The following is a 15,971-nucleotide window of genomic DNA, read 5'->3' as shown; positions in this document are numbered from 1 at the left end:
AGGAGGACCTCACGGTCCTCCGCGCAATCGTGCTGTCACGACCTTGAGTCGTACCCGCAAGGCTGGCGTGGCGGTCCATGTACCGCGCGCCGCTTTGCGTTCCAAGGAGAATGCGAGATGTCGCAGATCTACGCCGTCCTGGTGGACGGGGTGATGTACGCCGCGTGGCTGTTCCTGGTTGCCCTGGGACTGACCCTCGTTTATGGCGTGCTCAAAATCTTGAACATGGCGCACGGCAGCCTGTACGCGTTGGGCGCGTACGCTGGCGTGACGTTGATCGGCCCGTGGGTTGCCCAGGGCGGCAATCTTTACGTGAGCTATCTGTTGCTCGTGCTGGCGGCCATCGTCGCGGGCGGGGCCATCGGTTTCATCATGGAGCGCGGGGTGCTCAAGCGTTTCTACGGGCAAGACCCCGTGGTGCTGCTGTTGGTCACTTATGCGCTCTTCCTGATCATGGAAGACGCGATCAAGCTGGTGTGGGGCGTGGATCCGTACTCGGTGTCCGAGCCGTACAGCTTCCTCGGCAATTTCGATCTGGGCGGTCTTTCGTACCCGAACTACAACTTCCTGATCGTGGGCGTGGCGCTCGTGGCGGGTATCGGCCTCACGTCGTTCCTGAAGTTCACCCGCAGCGGCCGTTTGTTGCGCGCGGTGATTCACGATCGTGAAGTCAGTCAGGCGATGGGCATTCGCGTGAGCCGCTATTTCGTGCTGACGTTCATGGCCGGTGCGGTGCTGGCCGCCATCGGCGGCGCCCTGACTGCGCCAACGGTGTCGGTAGCGCCGGGCATGGGTGTCGAGATCGTGGTGCTGACCTTTGCGGTGGTGGTGATCGGCGGGCTCGGCTCGCTGCCCGGCGCGGCCTTTGGCGCACTGCTGGTGGGTCTGGTGCGTGCGAGCGCCGTGCATTACTGGCCGCAAGGCGAACTGTTCTCGATTTATATCGTCATGGCGCTGGTGCTGGCTGTGCGCCCGAAAGGCATCTTCGCTCCGATGGAGGCTCGCAAGATATGAGTTCCGCAATTTGTTCTCACCTGCGCGCGCCCGGCACGTGGCTCGCGGTGATCGGTTTCGCCGCCATCGGTGCGGCAGGCCTGGCGCTGCCGCAGTGGCAGTTTCTGGTGTCGGTGGCGCTCTCGAAGGGCATTGTCGCGCTGGGTCTGGCAATGTTGCTGCGCACGGGGCTGGCCTCGTTCGGGCAGGCGCTGTTCTTCGCGGTCGGCGCGTATTGCGTGGGCCTCGGCATGAATTATTACGGTCTGACCGAGCTGTTCGCGTTGCTGGCCGTCTCGATGATCGTCTCGGCCTTACTCGCGCTGGTGCTCGGGTTCCTGCTGGCCCGTTATCGCGACATTTTCTTCGCAATGCTCACGCTGGCGCTGTCGATGATCTGCTACGGCCTGTTGCTCAATAACGTGGAACTCGGGGGCAGCGATGGCTTCAACGTGAACGCTCCGACACTCGGCAGCAGCGCCGAGCCGTGGCAACTCACGGGCACGAATCTGTTCGCGGTGGGTTTCATCGCGGCGATTGTCTGTGTGATGGCGGTCGCGCTGTATATGCGTTCGACACCGGGCCGTCTCGGCCCCGCGATCAAGGACAACGAGATCCGTGTGGAGTATCTGGGCACGTCGGCACGGGCGAACATTCATCTGACGTATGTGATCGCGGGCGCCCTTGCCGGTCTGGGCGGTGCGTTGCAGGCATTCAACATCGGCCACATCGATCCGGACATGGCGTTCTGGACAACCTCTGGTGAGTTTGTCTTCATCGCAGTGCTCTCGGGCACACGCTTTGCGTTCTCGCCGTTTATCGGCGCGCTGTTGCTGGAGGTGGCTCGCGCGATGGCGTATCGCTACGCGCCGAACACGTGGCAGATCGTCATGGGCGCCATCATGCTGGCCATCATTGCGTTCCTGCCGGGCGGGCTGACGAGTCTCGGGCTCGCGCGCCGCAAGCCGGCCGCTGCGCATCCGGTCACGCACACGGCAACGGCTGCCGCCTCGGGCGACGCAGCATGAAGGGGCACGAGATGGCATCGAAACACATCATTGAGGCTACGGGCCTGTACAAGACGTTTGGCAGTGTCACGCCGGCGAAGGACATTACGGTCAATATCGACGCGCAGAGTGTGGTTGGGTTGATCGGCACGAACGGTGCGGGCAAGACCACGTTCGTGAATATGCTCACGGGCTATATCAAGCCGGATCGCGGCGAGATTGTGTTCCGTGGCAAGCGCATCACGGGGCTCGCGCCGCGCAAGATTACGCGTCTGGGCATTGCGCGGTCTTTCCAGATTCCGCAGCTCTTCGGCTCGCAGACGGCGCGGGAGAACATCGAGATTGCACTGGCGATTTCGGGGCTGTCGGCCGAGTTGGCGAACGAGAGTCTGGCGCGTCTGGGCGTACTGGAATTTGCGGACATGCTTTCGGGCACGCTGCCCGAGGGCGTGCGCAAGCTGCTGGACATTGCGCTCGCGATGGTCTGCAAGCCGGAAGTGCTGCTACTGGATGAACCGACGTCGGGGGTGGCGGCAGAAGAGAAGTTCGACGTGATGAATCGTGTGCTGGACGCGGCACGCGCCCTGGGCATTACGGTGCTTTTCGTGGAACACGATATGGAAATCGTGCGTCGATACAGCGACCGGGTGCTGGCGTTCTGCGACGGCCGCATTCTGGCGGACGGCACGGCCGATGTGGTGCTGGCCGACCCGCAAGTGCGCGAGTTGATCATTGGCGAGACCGTGGCCGCAGTGCCGGGCACGGGGCATATGGCAGGCGAGGTGGCCCATGCTTGAAGTCGGAAATCTGAATGTGCGCTTCGGTGCGACGGACATTCTGCGCGGGGTGCACTTTTCGGTGCCGAAGGGCGCGATCGTCGGTCTGATCGGGCGCAACGGCGCAGGCAAGACGACAACGCTGCGCGCGATCATGGGACTGGTGAAACCGAACGGCGGCACGCTGACGTTCGACGGCGTGGATTTGGTGAAAGCACCGTCGCATGAACGCACGTCGCTGGGGATCGGTTATGCGCCGGAAGATCGTCGTCTGATTCCGGATATGACGGTGGAGGAAAATCTCTGTGTGCCGGCTTGGGCGCTGAAGGCGAAGGACGTGCAGGAGCGTCTGGACAAGGTGTACGGCATCATTCCGGAAGCCCGCGAGTGGGCACCGCGACGTGCCTTGCAATTGTCGGGAGGCCAGCAGAAACTGGTGGCCGTCGGACGCGCGCTGATGACAAGCTCGCGTCTGCTGATGCTCGACGAGCCGTTCGAAGGCGTGGCCCCGGCACTCTCGAAGCGCATTGCCGAGGTGATCGGCCAGATGCGCGGCGCGGGTCTCGCTGTGATTCTCTCGGGTGCTGACCTGCAACACGCCGGTGCGGTGCTCGATAACGTCTACCGAATCGATCGCGGCCAGATGGTCGCGTCAGTCTGAGAAGGTCTCAAGAGGACAACGATCATGAACGCTTTTCGTTTCCAGACGGTCCCGACCGTCATTGTGGAATTCGGCGCGGCACGCCGGTTGGGCGCGCTGTTGCGCGAGCAGTATCCGACGGGCAAACGCCTGTGTGTGGTGACCGACGGTTTTTTGCATAAGAGCGGCTTGCTGGCCCCGGCGCTGGCCGACCTCGCAAAGCATGACTGGCAGGTGTCGGTGATCGACGACGTGATCGCCGATCCGCCGGAGCATGTGGTGCTGGAAGCGGCCGAGCGCGCTCGCGCGGCCGATGCGGAGATTGTGCTGGGCCTGGGCGGCGGCTCGTCGATGGACGTGGCGAAGTTGCTCGCGGTGCTGCTCCCGGGCACGCAGTCGATCAAGGAGATGTACGGCATCAAGAAGGTGACGGGCTCGCGCCTGCCGCTGGTGCAGATGCCGACCACCGCCGGCACGGGCTCGGAAGTCACGGCGGTATCGATCGTGACGACCGGCGAGACGACGAAGATGGGGGTCGTGGCCCCGCAACTCTACGCGGATCTCGCGATTCTCGACGCGGAACTCACGCTCGGCCTGCCGCGCGCGGCAACGGCCGCAACGGGTATCGACGCGATGGTGCACGCCATCGAAGCCTATACGTCGGCGCATCTGAAGAACCCGATTTCAGACACGCTCGCCGTGAAAGCGCTCGAACTCCTTTCGCGCAATCTGCTGCCCGCCTGCAACGACGGCAACAACCGCAATGCCCGCGAAGCCATGCTGGTCGGCGCCATGTTCGCCGGACAAGCGTTCGCGAATTCGCCCGTGGCCGCCGTTCACGCCCTCGCCTATCCGATCGGCGGTATTTTCCATGTCGCTCACGGCCTCTCGAACGCCCTCGTGCTCTCGCACGTCATGCGCTTCAATGCCCCCGCAGCCAGCAAGCTTTACGCCGAACTCGCCGATGTGATACTGCCCGCTAAAATCTCCGGCAGCGATGAGGCGAAAACCGACGCGCTCATTCAACACATCGAACAGTTGATCGTGGATACCGCAATTCCTCGCACTTTGCGCGAAGTCGGCGTCAAGCAGGAGGACATCGCCCGCATGGCCAGCGACGCCATGCTCCAAACCCGCCTGCTCGTGAATAACCCTCGGGAAGTCTCCGAGGCAGACGCTTTCGCCATCTATAGCGCCGCATTCTGAATCGCAGGGATTGGCGCCCTTCGTCGCGGGTTGGCTCATCGGCTAACCCGCTAACCAACCTGCCGCCGCCTCCCCCTGCCTCGCCTCAGAACTGCTGTCCGGCTCAGACCTGCTGCCCACCTCAGACCTGCTGCCCGGCTCAGACCTGCTGCCCGGCTCAGACCTGCTGCCCACCTCAGCAGCACCTCCCCGACGGACCGAGGCCCCTTTCCGACTCTCAGACATAAACCCAACTCGATTCGGAAAGGGGCCCCGATCCGTCTCTTTCCCCCTCGGCTCACCCCTCGCGGAATCCTCTTTCCTCGCTACAATGGCAATTCTCGTACCCCGTGTCTGCCCATGCTTGCGGAGACTCTCCCGTATGAAGAAGGCCACTCCCGACGCCCCCAACGCCACCGCCCTTATCGACGAACGCATCGCCGAACTCAACGACTGGCGCGGCTCCCTCCTCGCACAACTCCGCTCTATCATTACCCACGCCTCCCCCGATATCGTCGAGGAATGGAAATGGCGTGTCCCCGTCTGGTCCTGTAATGGCATTCTCTGCACCGGCGAAACTTATAAGGCCACCGTGAAACTCACGTTCGCCAAAGGCGCCTCGCTTCCCGATCCCTCCCACCTCTTTAACGCCAGCCTCGACGGCAATACTCGCCGCGCCATCGATTTTCATCCCGGCGATACCGTCAACGAAAACGCCCTCACTACCCTCATCCGCGCAGCAATCAAAGCCAACCCCATCACCTCGGATTGAATCTCTGCCGGGTATAGGGCGGGATGAGAGGTGCCGCCGAAGTCGGCCTAGCGCAAACGCGGCGGCGTCGACGCCAAGGCCGCTATGACTGTCTCGGCCAACGCCGACGGATCGACCGCACTCACGTCGGAGTCGGTCTGCAATGGCGTCGACTGGCACTGCGGCGTCAACCGCAAATAGGGAGGCTCCGCCTTCGCGAAGAGAGTCACGCTCGGCGTCGGTGTCGTATGCGCGACATGCATCAAGCCGCCGTCGGCCCCCACGAAAAGCGAGGCGTTGGCAATCACGCGCTTCGCATCCCGCAACGTCAACTGGCCAACAAATGACGTCAATGTCAGATTCACGAATGTCGCCGTCATCAACGCCTTCGCCGCCTCGGCACCGTTGCCCGATCCCAGCAACACGATACCCGCCGGCATCCCCGGTTGATACGCAATGTCGTAGGCTTGCAGGAATTCACGCCAGTGCGCATAGGTGCGGCGCGGCTCGACTCCCCCCATCGCAAGAACAAGGTACGGCCCCCCGGGCAACTGCTGCGCTATGGCCGCAGGCACCTCGGACTCGGCTCGCAGATACGGTTTCGCGCGAACAAACAGATCGTCCGGTGCAAGCCCCAGCGAGAAGACGTCGTTGACAGCCGCAAGGCTGAACTGAGTCTGGTTACGGTCAGGCCCGTGGAAGAAGCGGAACAGGCAGGCGAACGGCAACGACGGAAAGAACTTACGCTTGAGCCGCAGTGTCGGATAGTTGAATTCCTGCAATACGACGACGTCGTAATCGCCCGGATTCACACTCGCAGGATCGTCGTAAACGTGACGAAAGATGTCGTCGCCCTCGAACACGGCCTTGAGCCCAGGTGTTATCAAGAGATCGACAGGCCCTTCGCGCCCACGTAGAAGCGCCCGGCCGGACATGTCCATCACGGCATCGCCCACCGACGCCTTGCCGCCATAGATCCACAGCACGCGCGCGTTCGGGGCCACATGACGCACTTCACGGCTCGACTGCCCGCTCATGGCAAGACGCAAGCGCCGATGCAGATATTTTTTGGCAACGCTCAGCGACGAGGTGCGCTGCATGAAGACGTCGGGCTCGTGGTACACCCACGCGTAAGGAATACGGGTGCTGGGCTCGGTAAGCGCCCCCAGTCGGCGGGCAATGAAGCGCTGCAATGGCATGATCGAATCGAAAGCAGGTCGGCCGCCGCCCCGGCCCCGCATGCCTGTGAGCAGGTTCACATCGCGAGTCGGGCGACTGCGCCAGAAGTTGGGGAGTATGCCACGTCTGCCCGCAAGGACGGCAGCGCAAACGCGACTCGCATCGCCCCGGTGTCTCGTTGTCGCTGCCCCGCGTGCGTCAGACGACCTGAAAGTGATGCGTCCCATCGCGATGGAGTTGATCGACGAGCCCAAACTCCCAGTCGAGATAGGCCTGCATGGCTTCGGCCGCATTATCGGTGCCCTCGTACGGACGACGATACCGATCGTCGCGCACGCTGGCCAGATGCGTCTCTCCCGAGGCGAGCGGCAGGCCGGCGTTGATCCACGCCTGTGTGCCGCCGTCGAGCACCACGATCTCGGCATCGGTCAGACGCCGCAGATCGGCAGCCGCAAAGCGCGCGAGCAGGCTCGATCCGCAGGTCAGCACGTAACGCTGTGCCGGCCCGATCTTGTGCAACGCTTCGGCCAGCCGCGCACGAATGACGAACCACGCCCCCGGAATGTGGCGCTTGACGTAGTTGACTCCCGAGGTGAAGTCGAGCACTGCGATCTGCCCCGGCCGTGCTTCGTCGAGCCATCGCGCCAGCAACGCAGGCGAGACGCTCGCCACTTCGGGCGCACACGGTGTATGCAACGGCCATCCGCCCTGCGCACTGCGCGCCTCGGCAGGGTGGGGCTCAACCACGTACACGGTCCACCCCATCTGCGCCAGCCACGAACCGGTCATGTCGGCACGCACGCCGTCGTCGTCCGCCAGCACGATCCACGCGCCGCGCACCGGCGCCTGATGGTCGGTCTCCTGTACGAGCTGCCCGCCGGGTGCGCTGGCAAAGTCGGGCAAGTGTCCCGCCGCATACTCTTCCGGCGTTCGTACGTCGAAGCGATATACGGTGCGCCCCGGCGCATTCAGCGAAGGCACGTCGGCCAGCGCGATACGGCGCACGCCCGCCCGGTCGGCAACGGCTCTCGCCCCTTCTCGCGCAACGGCCAGCGTCGCCTCGCGTACGGTCGCGGGGTGACGCCGATCCGCCCCGCGCTCGAGGGTCTGTCCGGCCAATGTCCAGCCGATCGTGCCGTTTCGCAGGGCCGCCACCGGATTCGGCAGACCGGCATTGACGAGCGATTGCGTGCCGATGATGCTCCGCGTGCGTCCGGCACAGTTGACGATCACGCGCGTCGCCGGGTCGGGTGCCAGTTCGCGAACACGCAGCACGAGTTCGGCACCGGGCACACTGATGGAACCCGGTATGTTCATGGTCTGGTATTCGTCGAAGCGTCGGGCGTCGACTACGACGACGTCGGCCTCTGCGTCGAGCAATGCCTGCACCTCCTGTGCCGATAGCGACGGCGTATGGCGCAATCCCTCGACCCACTCGCCAAACGCCTTGCTGGGCACGTTGACGTCGCGGAACACTTCGCCGCCAGCGGCGATCCAGCCGTCGAGCCCGCCCGCAAGCAGGCTGACGTCGGTGTAGCCGAGTTTGCGCAACACGCCGGCAGCAAGCGGCGCGAGATCGCGACCGTCGTACTCGCCATACACGACGATGCGCGTATCGCGTCGCGGAATACGCGCCCACGCTTCGATCTCCACTCGCGATAGCGGAAGATTCGCTGCCCATAACGGATGTGCCTGCGCGAACGGATCTTCTTCGCGTACGTCGAGCAACGCGATTTCTTCACGCGCGAGCAACGCGGCACGCACGTCGGCAAAGCTGAGTTCGGGGAAGGTGAAATCTGCGGCGGCTGGCGCCTGATCAGCCGTCTGCGACGGCGCATCGGTCGAGTGAACGGACACGGTGGTTCCTTGAATTCGTCAAACGTAGCTTCGGTATCGAGTGTCGGCGTAGCGGGCTATCCCGCATGCACAGGCAGACGGCCATTGTGGCAGAAGGCACCCGCACGCGCGCCGCACAACGTGGTGCGCCGCGACATGCGCTGCGCGGCTCACGGGGTCGCGCGTCTCAGACGCGCTGGACCGCCCGGCCCCACGGGTTCGGCAACTGCGCATTGGCGTAGCCGGAGACAAAACCCTTGCGCTCGCCCACCTCGGTGAACACGCTGCGATGCACTGCACCAATGTTCGCGCCATATACGTGAATGCTTACCGACACGCGGTCGGCATACGCGTTGGTCACACGGTGAATATCTCCCAAACGCGGCGAGAGCACCTCCACGTCGCCCGGCGACAAACGCACCGGCTCTCCCGCGATGACCGGCACCCCCTTTGCATCGAGCACGTAAGGCTGTGAATCCTCGGCCCCGCGCAGCATGCCGATCAGGCCCCAAACGGTGTGATCGTGAATCGGCGTGCGCTGGCCCGGCCCCCACACGAAACTCACGATGGAAAAACGCTGCGCCGAATCGCAATGCAGGAGGTACTGCTGATAATGCTCGGGATGCGGGGTGGCAAACGCCTCGGGTAGCCAGTCGTCCCGTGCGACCAGCTGGGCGAGCAGCCCTGCCCCCTCTTCGAGCAATGTCGTCTCATGCGGACGACGCTCCAGCAGCCTCGAAAACGCGGCGACAAAGTTGCGCAACGGATCGAGCGCTTCGTAATCGTGTTCGGGCAAATCGCTGGAAAGGGCGATGCCATCCAAAACTGCGGTCATACGGATTCCCGGAAAGCAGCGAGCGCCCGCCGGCCGGCAGCGCCCAGAATGGTGTCATTTTGCGGCGTGTGAATGCGGCTGCACAGCACGTCGCGGTGGTAACGCTCAAGCGGATTGTTGCGTGAAAGCCCGTGATTGCCCGAGAGCTGCAAAGCGAGTTCGAGAACCCGAATGGCATTGCCCGTTACCGTGAACTTTAGCGCACCGCTGGCAATGTCGTCATCCGGCTCACCGTCGTCCGCCGACGCCGCCGCCGCGTCGAGCAATCGCTGATTGACGTGCAGCAACGTGGCGATTTCCCCCACCGTCTCCTGAATACGCGGCACGGTGGCGAGCGACGCCCCGAGATTGCCCGGCACACGCGTGTTCAGGAATGTCACGAGCCAATCGGCACCAGCGCGCGCCACCGCGTCGTAAAGCGTGCCGAGCAAGACGCTCATCCACGCCTGTTGTTCGATATGGGCGTCGTTATCGCGCTGACCGATGCCCGCCGGCGCCCACTCGTGCGGCAAACGAATGTCGACCGCATTGCCGAACGGCAGGTCGATCTCTTCGAGTACGACTTCATGACTCCCAGACGCGCGCAATCCAAGGTGATCCCAGTTCTGAATGACACGAATCCCCTGTCGATCGGGCGAGGCTTGCGAACCATCGGGACGCGGCACCAGAAACACCCCGACCCGGGGCTCCGGTTCATCGGTTCTCGCCCAGACCGAGAGCCAACGCAGCGCCGGAATGCCGGTGCAATAGCGCTTGCGGCCGGACAACCGCCAACCCGATTCGGTGCGCCGCGCAATGGTCGACGGCAAACCGCCCCGGGCAGGCGTGCCCAGATCGGGCTCGACACGCAGCGCGTTGATCAGCGCCCCGTCGCGCACGGCACTGTCGAACACGGCATGGCGCTGCGCCTCGGGCCAGTGCGTGCTCGTACGTACAAGCGAGCGATGCTGAAGGTAGGTCATCGTCAACACGAGCGCGGTCGCCGATTCGCCCGCCGCAATCGCGCCGACGATACGCCGCGCCACCGCCAGTCCGCCCCCGCCGCCGCCGTGCGCACGCGGCACGATCTCTGCGATCAGCCCGTGGCGATGCAATAGCGCGAAGTTCTCGAACGGGAAGCGTGCCTCGCGGTCGAGCGCCGCCGCGCGCTCGGCGAGCACGCGCGTGATGGGGGGCAGCAAGGCGTCCAGTTGTGCGAGGCGTGCCGGGCCCTCGGCCCGAGGCAAGGGTAGCACCGCCCCGGACGGCGCCGGGTTCGCCGACGGCAACGCGCCGGACAGCAACGTCGATTGGCCAAGTGAAGACATGACTTTTGGAATAAGCAAATACGCGTTAGGCGCAGAACGCGCCGTCTTACGCAGTGCCCATAGCGTAAGGCGCGGTGGGGCCTCGCCCAACCATCCATATCGAATAATCTTTGCGGAAATGATTATTTAACGGCCGCCAATTGTTTGCGTAGGCTCACTCCCGTTCACCGTCTGTTACCGATCGATGGGCGTGTAGCGCAAACCGACCCATGTCGCCGTGCACGCGTCCCCAGCCCCACACAAGGAGAGCGTTCATGAGCGTCGAAATCATCGGCATGATTCAAAGCAGTAAGCAATCCGAAATTCATCCGCAAAAAGGCCCGGCCGTCGACCGCGACTATGTGCGCAACTTCGCCCGCGCTCACGAGCAGTCCGGCTTCGACCGGATCCTGGTGCCGCATCACTCCACCAGCCCCTCGGCCACGCTCACGATCGCCTACGCGACAACCGTGACCGAGAACATCCACTTCATGCTCGCGCATCGTCCGGGCTTCGTTGCACCGACGCTGGCCGCGCGTCAGATCGCCACGCTCGACCAGTTCAGCGGCGGCCGTCTCGGCGTTCATTTCATCTCGGGCGGCTCCGACGCCGAACAGCAACGCGACGGCGACTATCTCTCTCATGACGAGCGCTACGCGCGTACCGACGAGTATCTGAGCATTCTGCGACGCCTCTGGACGGAAGATCGCCCGTTCGATCACGCGGGCAAGTATTACCGCTTCACGCAAGGCTTCTCGGAGGTCAAACCGGTGCAGCAGCCGCATGTCCCGATCTTCTTCGGCGGGGCCTCGGACGCCGCCCTGGAAGTCGCCGCCAAGCACGCCGATATCTATGCGTTGTGGGGCGAATCGCTCGATCAGGTACGCGATATCACCACACGCGTGCGGGCCGCGGCTGCGGTGCACGGTCGCGTGCCGCGCTTCTCGGTGTCGTTCCGCCCGATTCTCGCCGAGACCGAAGCGAAAGCCTGGGCACGCGCCGACCAGATCCTCGCGCAAGCCAGGGCCATTCGCGAGGCCGCTGGCCTGCCGCAGGGCTCGGCGCTGCAAAGCGAAGGCGCACGACGTCTGCTCGCCGCCGCCGACAAGGGGGCGCGCCTCGACAAGGTGCTATGGACCGAGATCGCCAAGCTCATCGGCGGACGCTCGAACTCCACGGCACTCGTGGGCACGCCCGAGCAAGTCGCCGACGCGCTGCTCGATTACTACGACCTCGGTGTGACCACGTTCCTCATTCGCGGCTTCGATCCGCTGGGCGACGCCATCGACTATGGCCGTGAGCTGATTCCGCGTCTGCGCGCGCTCGTGGCCGAACGCGATCGTCAAAACGACGCCACGCGCCGCGCGGCCTGATTCAGGAGAGAGACTCATGGCTGCCGTTCTGCCCGTTGACACCCACGCGTTCGGACGTTCGACGTCCAACCCCACGCCTGTCCCCGCCCCAACTCGCACCACGCCGACCGGGCTGGTACTGAACGCCGCGCCGCAGCAGCGCTTCTGGTTCGACCCGCCGCCCGTGCGCAACGACGTGCTGGCCGAACGCCGCCACCGCCAGACACGTCTGGCCGCGGCCTTCCGCATCTTCGCGCGACACGGTTTCGACCTCGGACTGGCCGGGCACATCACCGCCCGCGATCCCGAGCTGACCGATCACTTCTGGGTCAATCCGCTAGGCGTGCACTTCTCGCGCATCAAGGTCTCCGATCTGCTGCTCGTCAATGCCCAAGGCGAGACGGTGGTGGGCGACCGGCCGCTTAACAAGGCGGCGTTCGCGATTCATGCGGCCATCCATGAAGCGCATCCGCATCTCGTTGCGGCTGCACACACGCATTCGACCTACGGCAAGGCGTGGTCGACGCTCGGACGACCGCTCGATCCGCTCACGCAGGATTCGTGCGGCTTCTTCGAAGACCACGCCCTGTTTGACGATTTCACCGGCATGGTGGTCGACGACAGCGAGGGCAACCGTATCGCCCACGCGCTGAACAAGCCCGACGGCAGCGGCACGGTCAAGGGCGTCATTCTGAAAAACCACGGCATTCTCACCGCCGGCCCAAGCGTCGAAGCCGCCGCCTGGTGGTACATCGCGCTGGAGAACGCCGCCCACACCCAATTGCTTGCCGAAGCCGCAGGCACGCCGCAGCCGATCGACGACGCGACCGCGCGCCACACGCACAGTCAGGTCGGCGGCCCGGAGGGCGCGCTGTACTCGTTCGAAAGCCTCTACGAAGGACTCGTCGCCGCCGAACCGGATCTGCTCGACTGACGGATTGACGTTGCGGGGCACGCCCCGCCTTTCAACCAACCGACCACGACCATCAAAAATCAACAGGGGAGTCGTATCCATGAAGTTTCGTCACACCGCCAACGGACCGGAAGTTACGACGCCAAGTGAAGTTCACACGGGGCGCCGCAAGATACTGCGGGCAGGCACGGCCGCTGCACTGGCCGCCCCTGCGCTCTTGCTCGGACGCCGGGCCTGGTCGCAACCGCGCAAGCTCACGTTCGCGTGGAATCAAAACTCGTTTTGCCTGACGCCCATCGTCGCCGCTCAAGAGCGTGGTTTCTTCGAGAAAAACGGCCTGCAAGTCGACCTCATCAATTACAGCGGCTCGACCGACCAACTGCTCGAATCGATCGCCACGGGCAAGGCCGATGCCGCCGTCGGCATGATCCACCGCTGGCTCAAGCCGCTCGAAGCCGGTTTCGACGTGAAGATTATCGGCAGCTCGCACGGGGGTTGCGTGCGCCTGCTCGGCGCGAAGGCTGCTGGCGTGACCTCGCTCGCCGCGCTCAAGGGCAAGACCATCGGCGTGTCTGACCTCGCGGCGCCGGGCAAACACTTCTTCCAGATCCTGCTCGCGAAGAACGGCATCGACGCCGATCGCGACATTACCTGGCGTCAATACCCGGCCGACCTGCTCGGCGTTGCCGTCGACAAGGGCGAGATTCAGGCGATTGCCGATGGCGATCCGAATCTGTACCTGCTCGAGAAGCGCACCAACGGCGCCTACGTCGAACTGGCCACCAACCTGAGCGGCGAATACGCCCGCAAGGTGTGCTGCGTGATCGGCGCGCGCGGGGAACTGGTGCGCAATGACCGCGCGGCAGCAAGCGCACTCGCGCGCTCGATCGTGCAAGCCACGGAGTTCGTCAACGAGAACCCGAACGAGGCCGCGAAGATCTTCGCCAAGTACTCGCCGAAGATCAGCCCCGAGGATTTGCGCAAGCTGTACGCCACGCTCACCTATTCGCACCATCCGACCGGCACAGACCTGCGCGATGAAATCGCCTTCTTCGCCGACGACTTCCGCCGCATCGGTGTGCTCAAAAAGAGCACCGATCCGCAGAAACTGGCGCAGCACGTCTACGCCAATGTCCTGGGATAAACGACCATGAGTGCCATTCTCGATAACGCTGCACTGCGCGGGGCCTCCCCCGCCGGGGCGCTGGAACTCGCAGAACAAGCGGAAGGCACGACGCTGCGCGCGTCGGTGCCCGTCCCCCTACCCCGCTTCGACGAGACGGAAATCGATCAGCTTTTCGCCGCGCCGCGCACACCGGCGCTATGGGGCACCGGATTCGCCGCCGCGCTGGCGTGGGCCGCCTTCGGCACGCTCACGCTGCGCTGGCCCAACAAGGTCGTGGGCTTCTCCGACTGGGCCTTTACCGACGAGCTGGGCGTGTTGGCACTGGTCGTCGCCGCGCTGCTCGCAGTGCTGTCAGTCGCGGGTCGAGCCACGCCGCCATTGCTGCGTCTGCGCGAAGCGCTCACGGGCGCCGGACCGTGGCTCGTGGCAATGGCGCTCGTGCTGGGCGCCTGGGAAATCCTCACCGCGAAGACCGGCTCGCTGCCCACACCGTTCTTCGCCCCGCCGCAAGCCCTCATCGAGGTCTATACCGACGACTGGCAACGCCTCGGCGACAGCGCCGCGAACACGCTCAAGCTGCTGGGTATCGGCTTTGGGCTGGGCGCCATTGCGGGCTTCCTGATCGGCGTGTCCATCGGCTGGTCGCGCGCGATCGGCTATTGGGTGCATCCGGTGTTGCGCGTGCTGGGCCCTGTGCCGGCCACTGCCCTGTTGCCGCTCACGTTCTACTTCTTCCCGTCGAGCTACTCCGCCGCCGCTTTCCTCATTGCCCTGTCGACGGCATTTCCGGTCGCTGTCCTGACGTGGTCAGGCGTTGCAGGGGTGAACAAGAGCTATTACGACGTGGCACGCACGCTCGGGGCGTCCGATGCGTTTCTGGTGCTGCGTGTGGCGATACCCGCTGCGTTGCCCAACGTTTTCGTCGGTCTGTTCATGGGGCTTGGCGCCTCGTTCTCAGTCCTCGTGACCGCCGAAATGATGGGCGTAAAGTCCGGTCTCGGCTGGTACCTCACATGGGCGCAGGGCTGGGCCTCTTACGTGAATATGTACGCCGCCCTGATCGTCATGGCGTTGCTGTTCTCCGGCGTCATCACCCTGCTCTTCACCGTGCGTGACCGCGCGCTCGCATGGCAGAAAGGAACCGTCAAATGGTAAGCGCCGCAACGTCTTCCCCAACGCTGGAGCGGCTCGACCCGCCGTATGCGGATGCTGCGGCGTCTCTCACCGGCAACGGCGCCTCTGCCTCCGCGAACGACACCGGCGCACGGATCGATATTCGCGGCGTCGACCACTGGTTTGGCACGCGTCAGGCGCCCTTGCAGGTGCTAGACGACGTGAATCTGAGCGTTGCCCCGGGCGAGTTCGTGGCGTTGCTCGGGCCGAGCGGCTGCGGCAAGTCCACATTGCTGCGCCTCGTGGCGGGGCTGGAGACGGCAACGCGCGGCACGATCACGCAGGACGGTACCGCGATTACGCGACCCGATCCGTCGCGCATCGTAGTGTTTCAGGACCCCACGCTTTACCCGTGGCGGCGCGTGCGCGATAACGTCGCGCTCGGCCTGCAAGCGCGTGGTGTACTCGGCAAGGAGCGCCACCGGGTCGATGCAGCGCTGGCTCGCGTAGGTCTCGCCGAGTTCGCCGACGCCTTTCCGCATCAACTCTCCGGCGGCATGGCGCAACGCGTAGCGCTCGCGCGTGCCCTCGTCAACGATCCTCGCCTGCTGGTGCTCGACGAGCCGCTCGGTAAGCTCGATTCGCTCACGCGATTGGCGATGCAAAGCGAGTTGGTCGAGTTGTGGCAACGCGCCGGCTTCTCCGCGCTGCTCGTCACGCACGACGTGGAGGAAGCCCTCTTCCTGGCACAGCGCGTGATCGTGTTCAGTCCGCGTCCGGCAAAGATCGTGGCGGAACTGCGCGTCGATCTCCCCTATCCGCGTCATCGCGGCGACCCGCGTATTACCGAACTGCGCCACGAAGCGCTCCGACATCTGGGACTCGATGCAAGCTGGTAATCGTGTGGAAAGTGTGGAACGTGCGGAACGTGTGGATCGCGATGTCACGAAGCAGATGAAGTGGACGTACCGGCCGTCAT

General features: G+C 64.3%; 15 protein-coding genes. 11 read left to right on the top strand and 4 right to left on the bottom strand.

Annotation, left to right across the window (positions count from 1 at the left end):
* Nucleotides 1-117: 117 nt before the first annotated feature.
* From AT395_RS07740 to AT395_RS07715, 6 genes are all read left to right on the top strand, one after another.
* Nucleotides 118-1,014, top strand: coding sequence for a branched-chain amino acid ABC transporter permease (locus AT395_RS07740; RefSeq protein ID WP_042112274.1), 897 nt, complete (start codon nt 118-120; stop codon nt 1,012-1,014).
* The gene (locus tag AT395_RS07735) at nt 1,011-2,021 is read left to right on the top strand and encodes a branched-chain amino acid ABC transporter permease (protein WP_082164624.1); all 1,011 of its coding nucleotides are present in this window, start codon (nt 1,011-1,013) and stop codon (nt 2,019-2,021) included. Before AT395_RS07740 ends, AT395_RS07735 begins: the two co-directional genes overlap by 4 nt.
* A gap of 11 nt (nt 2,022-2,032) precedes the next feature.
* Nucleotides 2,033-2,797: an ABC transporter ATP-binding protein gene (locus AT395_RS07730; RefSeq protein ID WP_042117137.1), complete on the top strand. Its 765-nt coding sequence runs from the start codon at nt 2,033-2,035 to the stop codon at nt 2,795-2,797.
* Nucleotides 2,790-3,437 carry a branched-chain amino acid ABC transporter ATP-binding protein gene (locus AT395_RS07725; RefSeq protein ID WP_042112276.1) on the top strand — a complete coding sequence of 216 codons (648 nt, stop codon included), beginning with the start codon at nt 2,790-2,792 and terminating at the stop codon, nt 3,435-3,437. The genes AT395_RS07730 and AT395_RS07725 overlap by 8 nt, the downstream gene beginning before the upstream one ends.
* Nucleotides 3,438-3,461: 24 nt before the next feature.
* Nucleotides 3,462-4,622, top strand: a complete 1,161-nt coding sequence (locus tag AT395_RS07720) for an iron-containing alcohol dehydrogenase (RefSeq protein WP_042112277.1) — start codon at nt 3,462-3,464, stop codon at nt 4,620-4,622.
* Nucleotides 4,623-4,983: 361 nt separating this feature from the next.
* A complete protein-coding gene (locus AT395_RS07715; RefSeq protein ID WP_042112278.1) occupies nt 4,984-5,373 on the top strand; it encodes a DUF1801 domain-containing protein in 390 nt (129 codons plus the stop codon).
* Nucleotides 5,374-5,420: 47 nt separating this feature from the next.
* On the opposite strand, the gene AT395_RS07710 is transcribed toward AT395_RS07715, so the two are convergent.
* From AT395_RS07710 to AT395_RS07695, 4 genes are all read right to left on the bottom strand, one after another.
* On the bottom strand, nt 5,421-6,551 hold the full coding sequence (locus tag AT395_RS07710) for a glycosyltransferase family 9 protein (RefSeq protein ID WP_072632939.1): 1,131 nt from the start codon (nt 6,549-6,551) through the stop codon (nt 5,421-5,423).
* A gap of 178 nt (nt 6,552-6,729) precedes the next feature.
* Complete coding sequence (locus tag AT395_RS07705; protein ID WP_083577655.1) at nt 6,730-8,388, bottom strand: rhodanese-related sulfurtransferase; 1,659 nt, start codon at nt 8,386-8,388, stop codon at nt 6,730-6,732.
* Between the two features lie 166 nt (nt 8,389-8,554).
* Entirely contained in the window at nt 8,555-9,202 is a 648-nt protein-coding gene (locus AT395_RS07700; RefSeq protein WP_048627634.1) for a cysteine dioxygenase family protein, read from the bottom strand.
* Nucleotides 9,199-10,509, bottom strand: coding sequence for an acyl-CoA dehydrogenase family protein (locus tag AT395_RS07695; protein ID WP_083577654.1), 1,311 nt, complete (start codon nt 10,507-10,509; stop codon nt 9,199-9,201). The genes AT395_RS07700 and AT395_RS07695 overlap by 4 nt, the downstream gene beginning before the upstream one ends.
* Before the next feature lie 254 nt (nt 10,510-10,763).
* Here AT395_RS07695 and AT395_RS07690 point away from each other — a divergent pair, with 254 nt between their 5' ends.
* The 5 genes from AT395_RS07690 (at nt 10,764) to AT395_RS07670 (ending at nt 15,891) form a co-directional block, all read left to right on the top strand.
* The gene (locus AT395_RS07690; protein WP_042112281.1) at nt 10,764-11,861 is read left to right on the top strand and encodes an LLM class flavin-dependent oxidoreductase; all 1,098 of its coding nucleotides are present in this window, start codon (nt 10,764-10,766) and stop codon (nt 11,859-11,861) included.
* A gap of 16 nt (nt 11,862-11,877) precedes the next feature.
* The gene (locus AT395_RS07685) at nt 11,878-12,774 is read left to right on the top strand and encodes a class II aldolase/adducin family protein (RefSeq protein WP_042112282.1); all 897 of its coding nucleotides are present in this window, start codon (nt 11,878-11,880) and stop codon (nt 12,772-12,774) included.
* Nucleotides 12,775-12,853: 79 nt separating this feature from the next.
* Nucleotides 12,854-13,897, top strand: a complete 1,044-nt coding sequence (locus AT395_RS07680; RefSeq protein ID WP_082117606.1) for an ABC transporter substrate-binding protein — start codon at nt 12,854-12,856, stop codon at nt 13,895-13,897.
* Between the two features lie 6 nt (nt 13,898-13,903).
* Nucleotides 13,904-15,034, top strand: coding sequence for an ABC transporter permease (locus AT395_RS07675; RefSeq protein ID WP_082117607.1), 1,131 nt, complete (start codon nt 13,904-13,906; stop codon nt 15,032-15,034).
* Entirely contained in the window at nt 15,028-15,891 is an 864-nt protein-coding gene (locus AT395_RS07670; protein WP_082117608.1) for an ABC transporter ATP-binding protein, read from the top strand. The genes AT395_RS07675 and AT395_RS07670 overlap by 7 nt, the downstream gene beginning before the upstream one ends.
* Nucleotides 15,892-15,971 lie beyond the last annotated feature (80 nt).

The organism is Pandoraea apista (assembly GCF_001465595.2).
GTDB classification, from domain to species: domain Bacteria; phylum Pseudomonadota; class Gammaproteobacteria; order Burkholderiales; family Burkholderiaceae; genus Pandoraea; species Pandoraea apista.
This window is presented reverse-complemented; position numbering and strand designations above follow the sequence as displayed.

Coding starts and splice junctions, on each gene's coding strand:
- AT395_RS07740 (WP_042112274.1), top strand. CDS start 118: ATGTCGCAGATCTACGCCGTCCTGGTGGACGGGGTGATGTACGCCGCG.
- AT395_RS07735 (WP_082164624.1), top strand. CDS start 1,011: ATGAGTTCCGCAATTTGTTCTCACCTGCGCGCGCCCGGCACGTGGCTC.
- AT395_RS07730 (WP_042117137.1), top strand. CDS start 2,033: ATGGCATCGAAACACATCATTGAGGCTACGGGCCTGTACAAGACGTTT.
- AT395_RS07725 (WP_042112276.1), top strand. CDS start 2,790: ATGCTTGAAGTCGGAAATCTGAATGTGCGCTTCGGTGCGACGGACATT.
- AT395_RS07720 (WP_042112277.1), top strand. CDS start 3,462: ATGAACGCTTTTCGTTTCCAGACGGTCCCGACCGTCATTGTGGAATTC.
- AT395_RS07715 (WP_042112278.1), top strand. CDS start 4,984: ATGAAGAAGGCCACTCCCGACGCCCCCAACGCCACCGCCCTTATCGAC.
- AT395_RS07710 (WP_072632939.1), bottom strand. CDS start 6,551: ATGCCATTGCAGCGCTTCATTGCCCGCCGACTGGGGGCGCTTACCGAG.
- AT395_RS07700 (WP_048627634.1), bottom strand. CDS start 9,202: ATGACCGCAGTTTTGGATGGCATCGCCCTTTCCAGCGATTTGCCCGAA.
- AT395_RS07695 (WP_083577654.1), bottom strand. CDS start 10,509: ATGTCTTCACTTGGCCAATCGACGTTGCTGTCCGGCGCGTTGCCGTCG.
- AT395_RS07690 (WP_042112281.1), top strand. CDS start 10,764: ATGAGCGTCGAAATCATCGGCATGATTCAAAGCAGTAAGCAATCCGAA.
- AT395_RS07685 (WP_042112282.1), top strand. CDS start 11,878: ATGGCTGCCGTTCTGCCCGTTGACACCCACGCGTTCGGACGTTCGACG.
- AT395_RS07680 (WP_082117606.1), top strand. CDS start 12,854: ATGAAGTTTCGTCACACCGCCAACGGACCGGAAGTTACGACGCCAAGT.
- AT395_RS07675 (WP_082117607.1), top strand. CDS start 13,904: ATGAGTGCCATTCTCGATAACGCTGCACTGCGCGGGGCCTCCCCCGCC.
- AT395_RS07670 (WP_082117608.1), top strand. CDS start 15,028: ATGGTAAGCGCCGCAACGTCTTCCCCAACGCTGGAGCGGCTCGACCCG.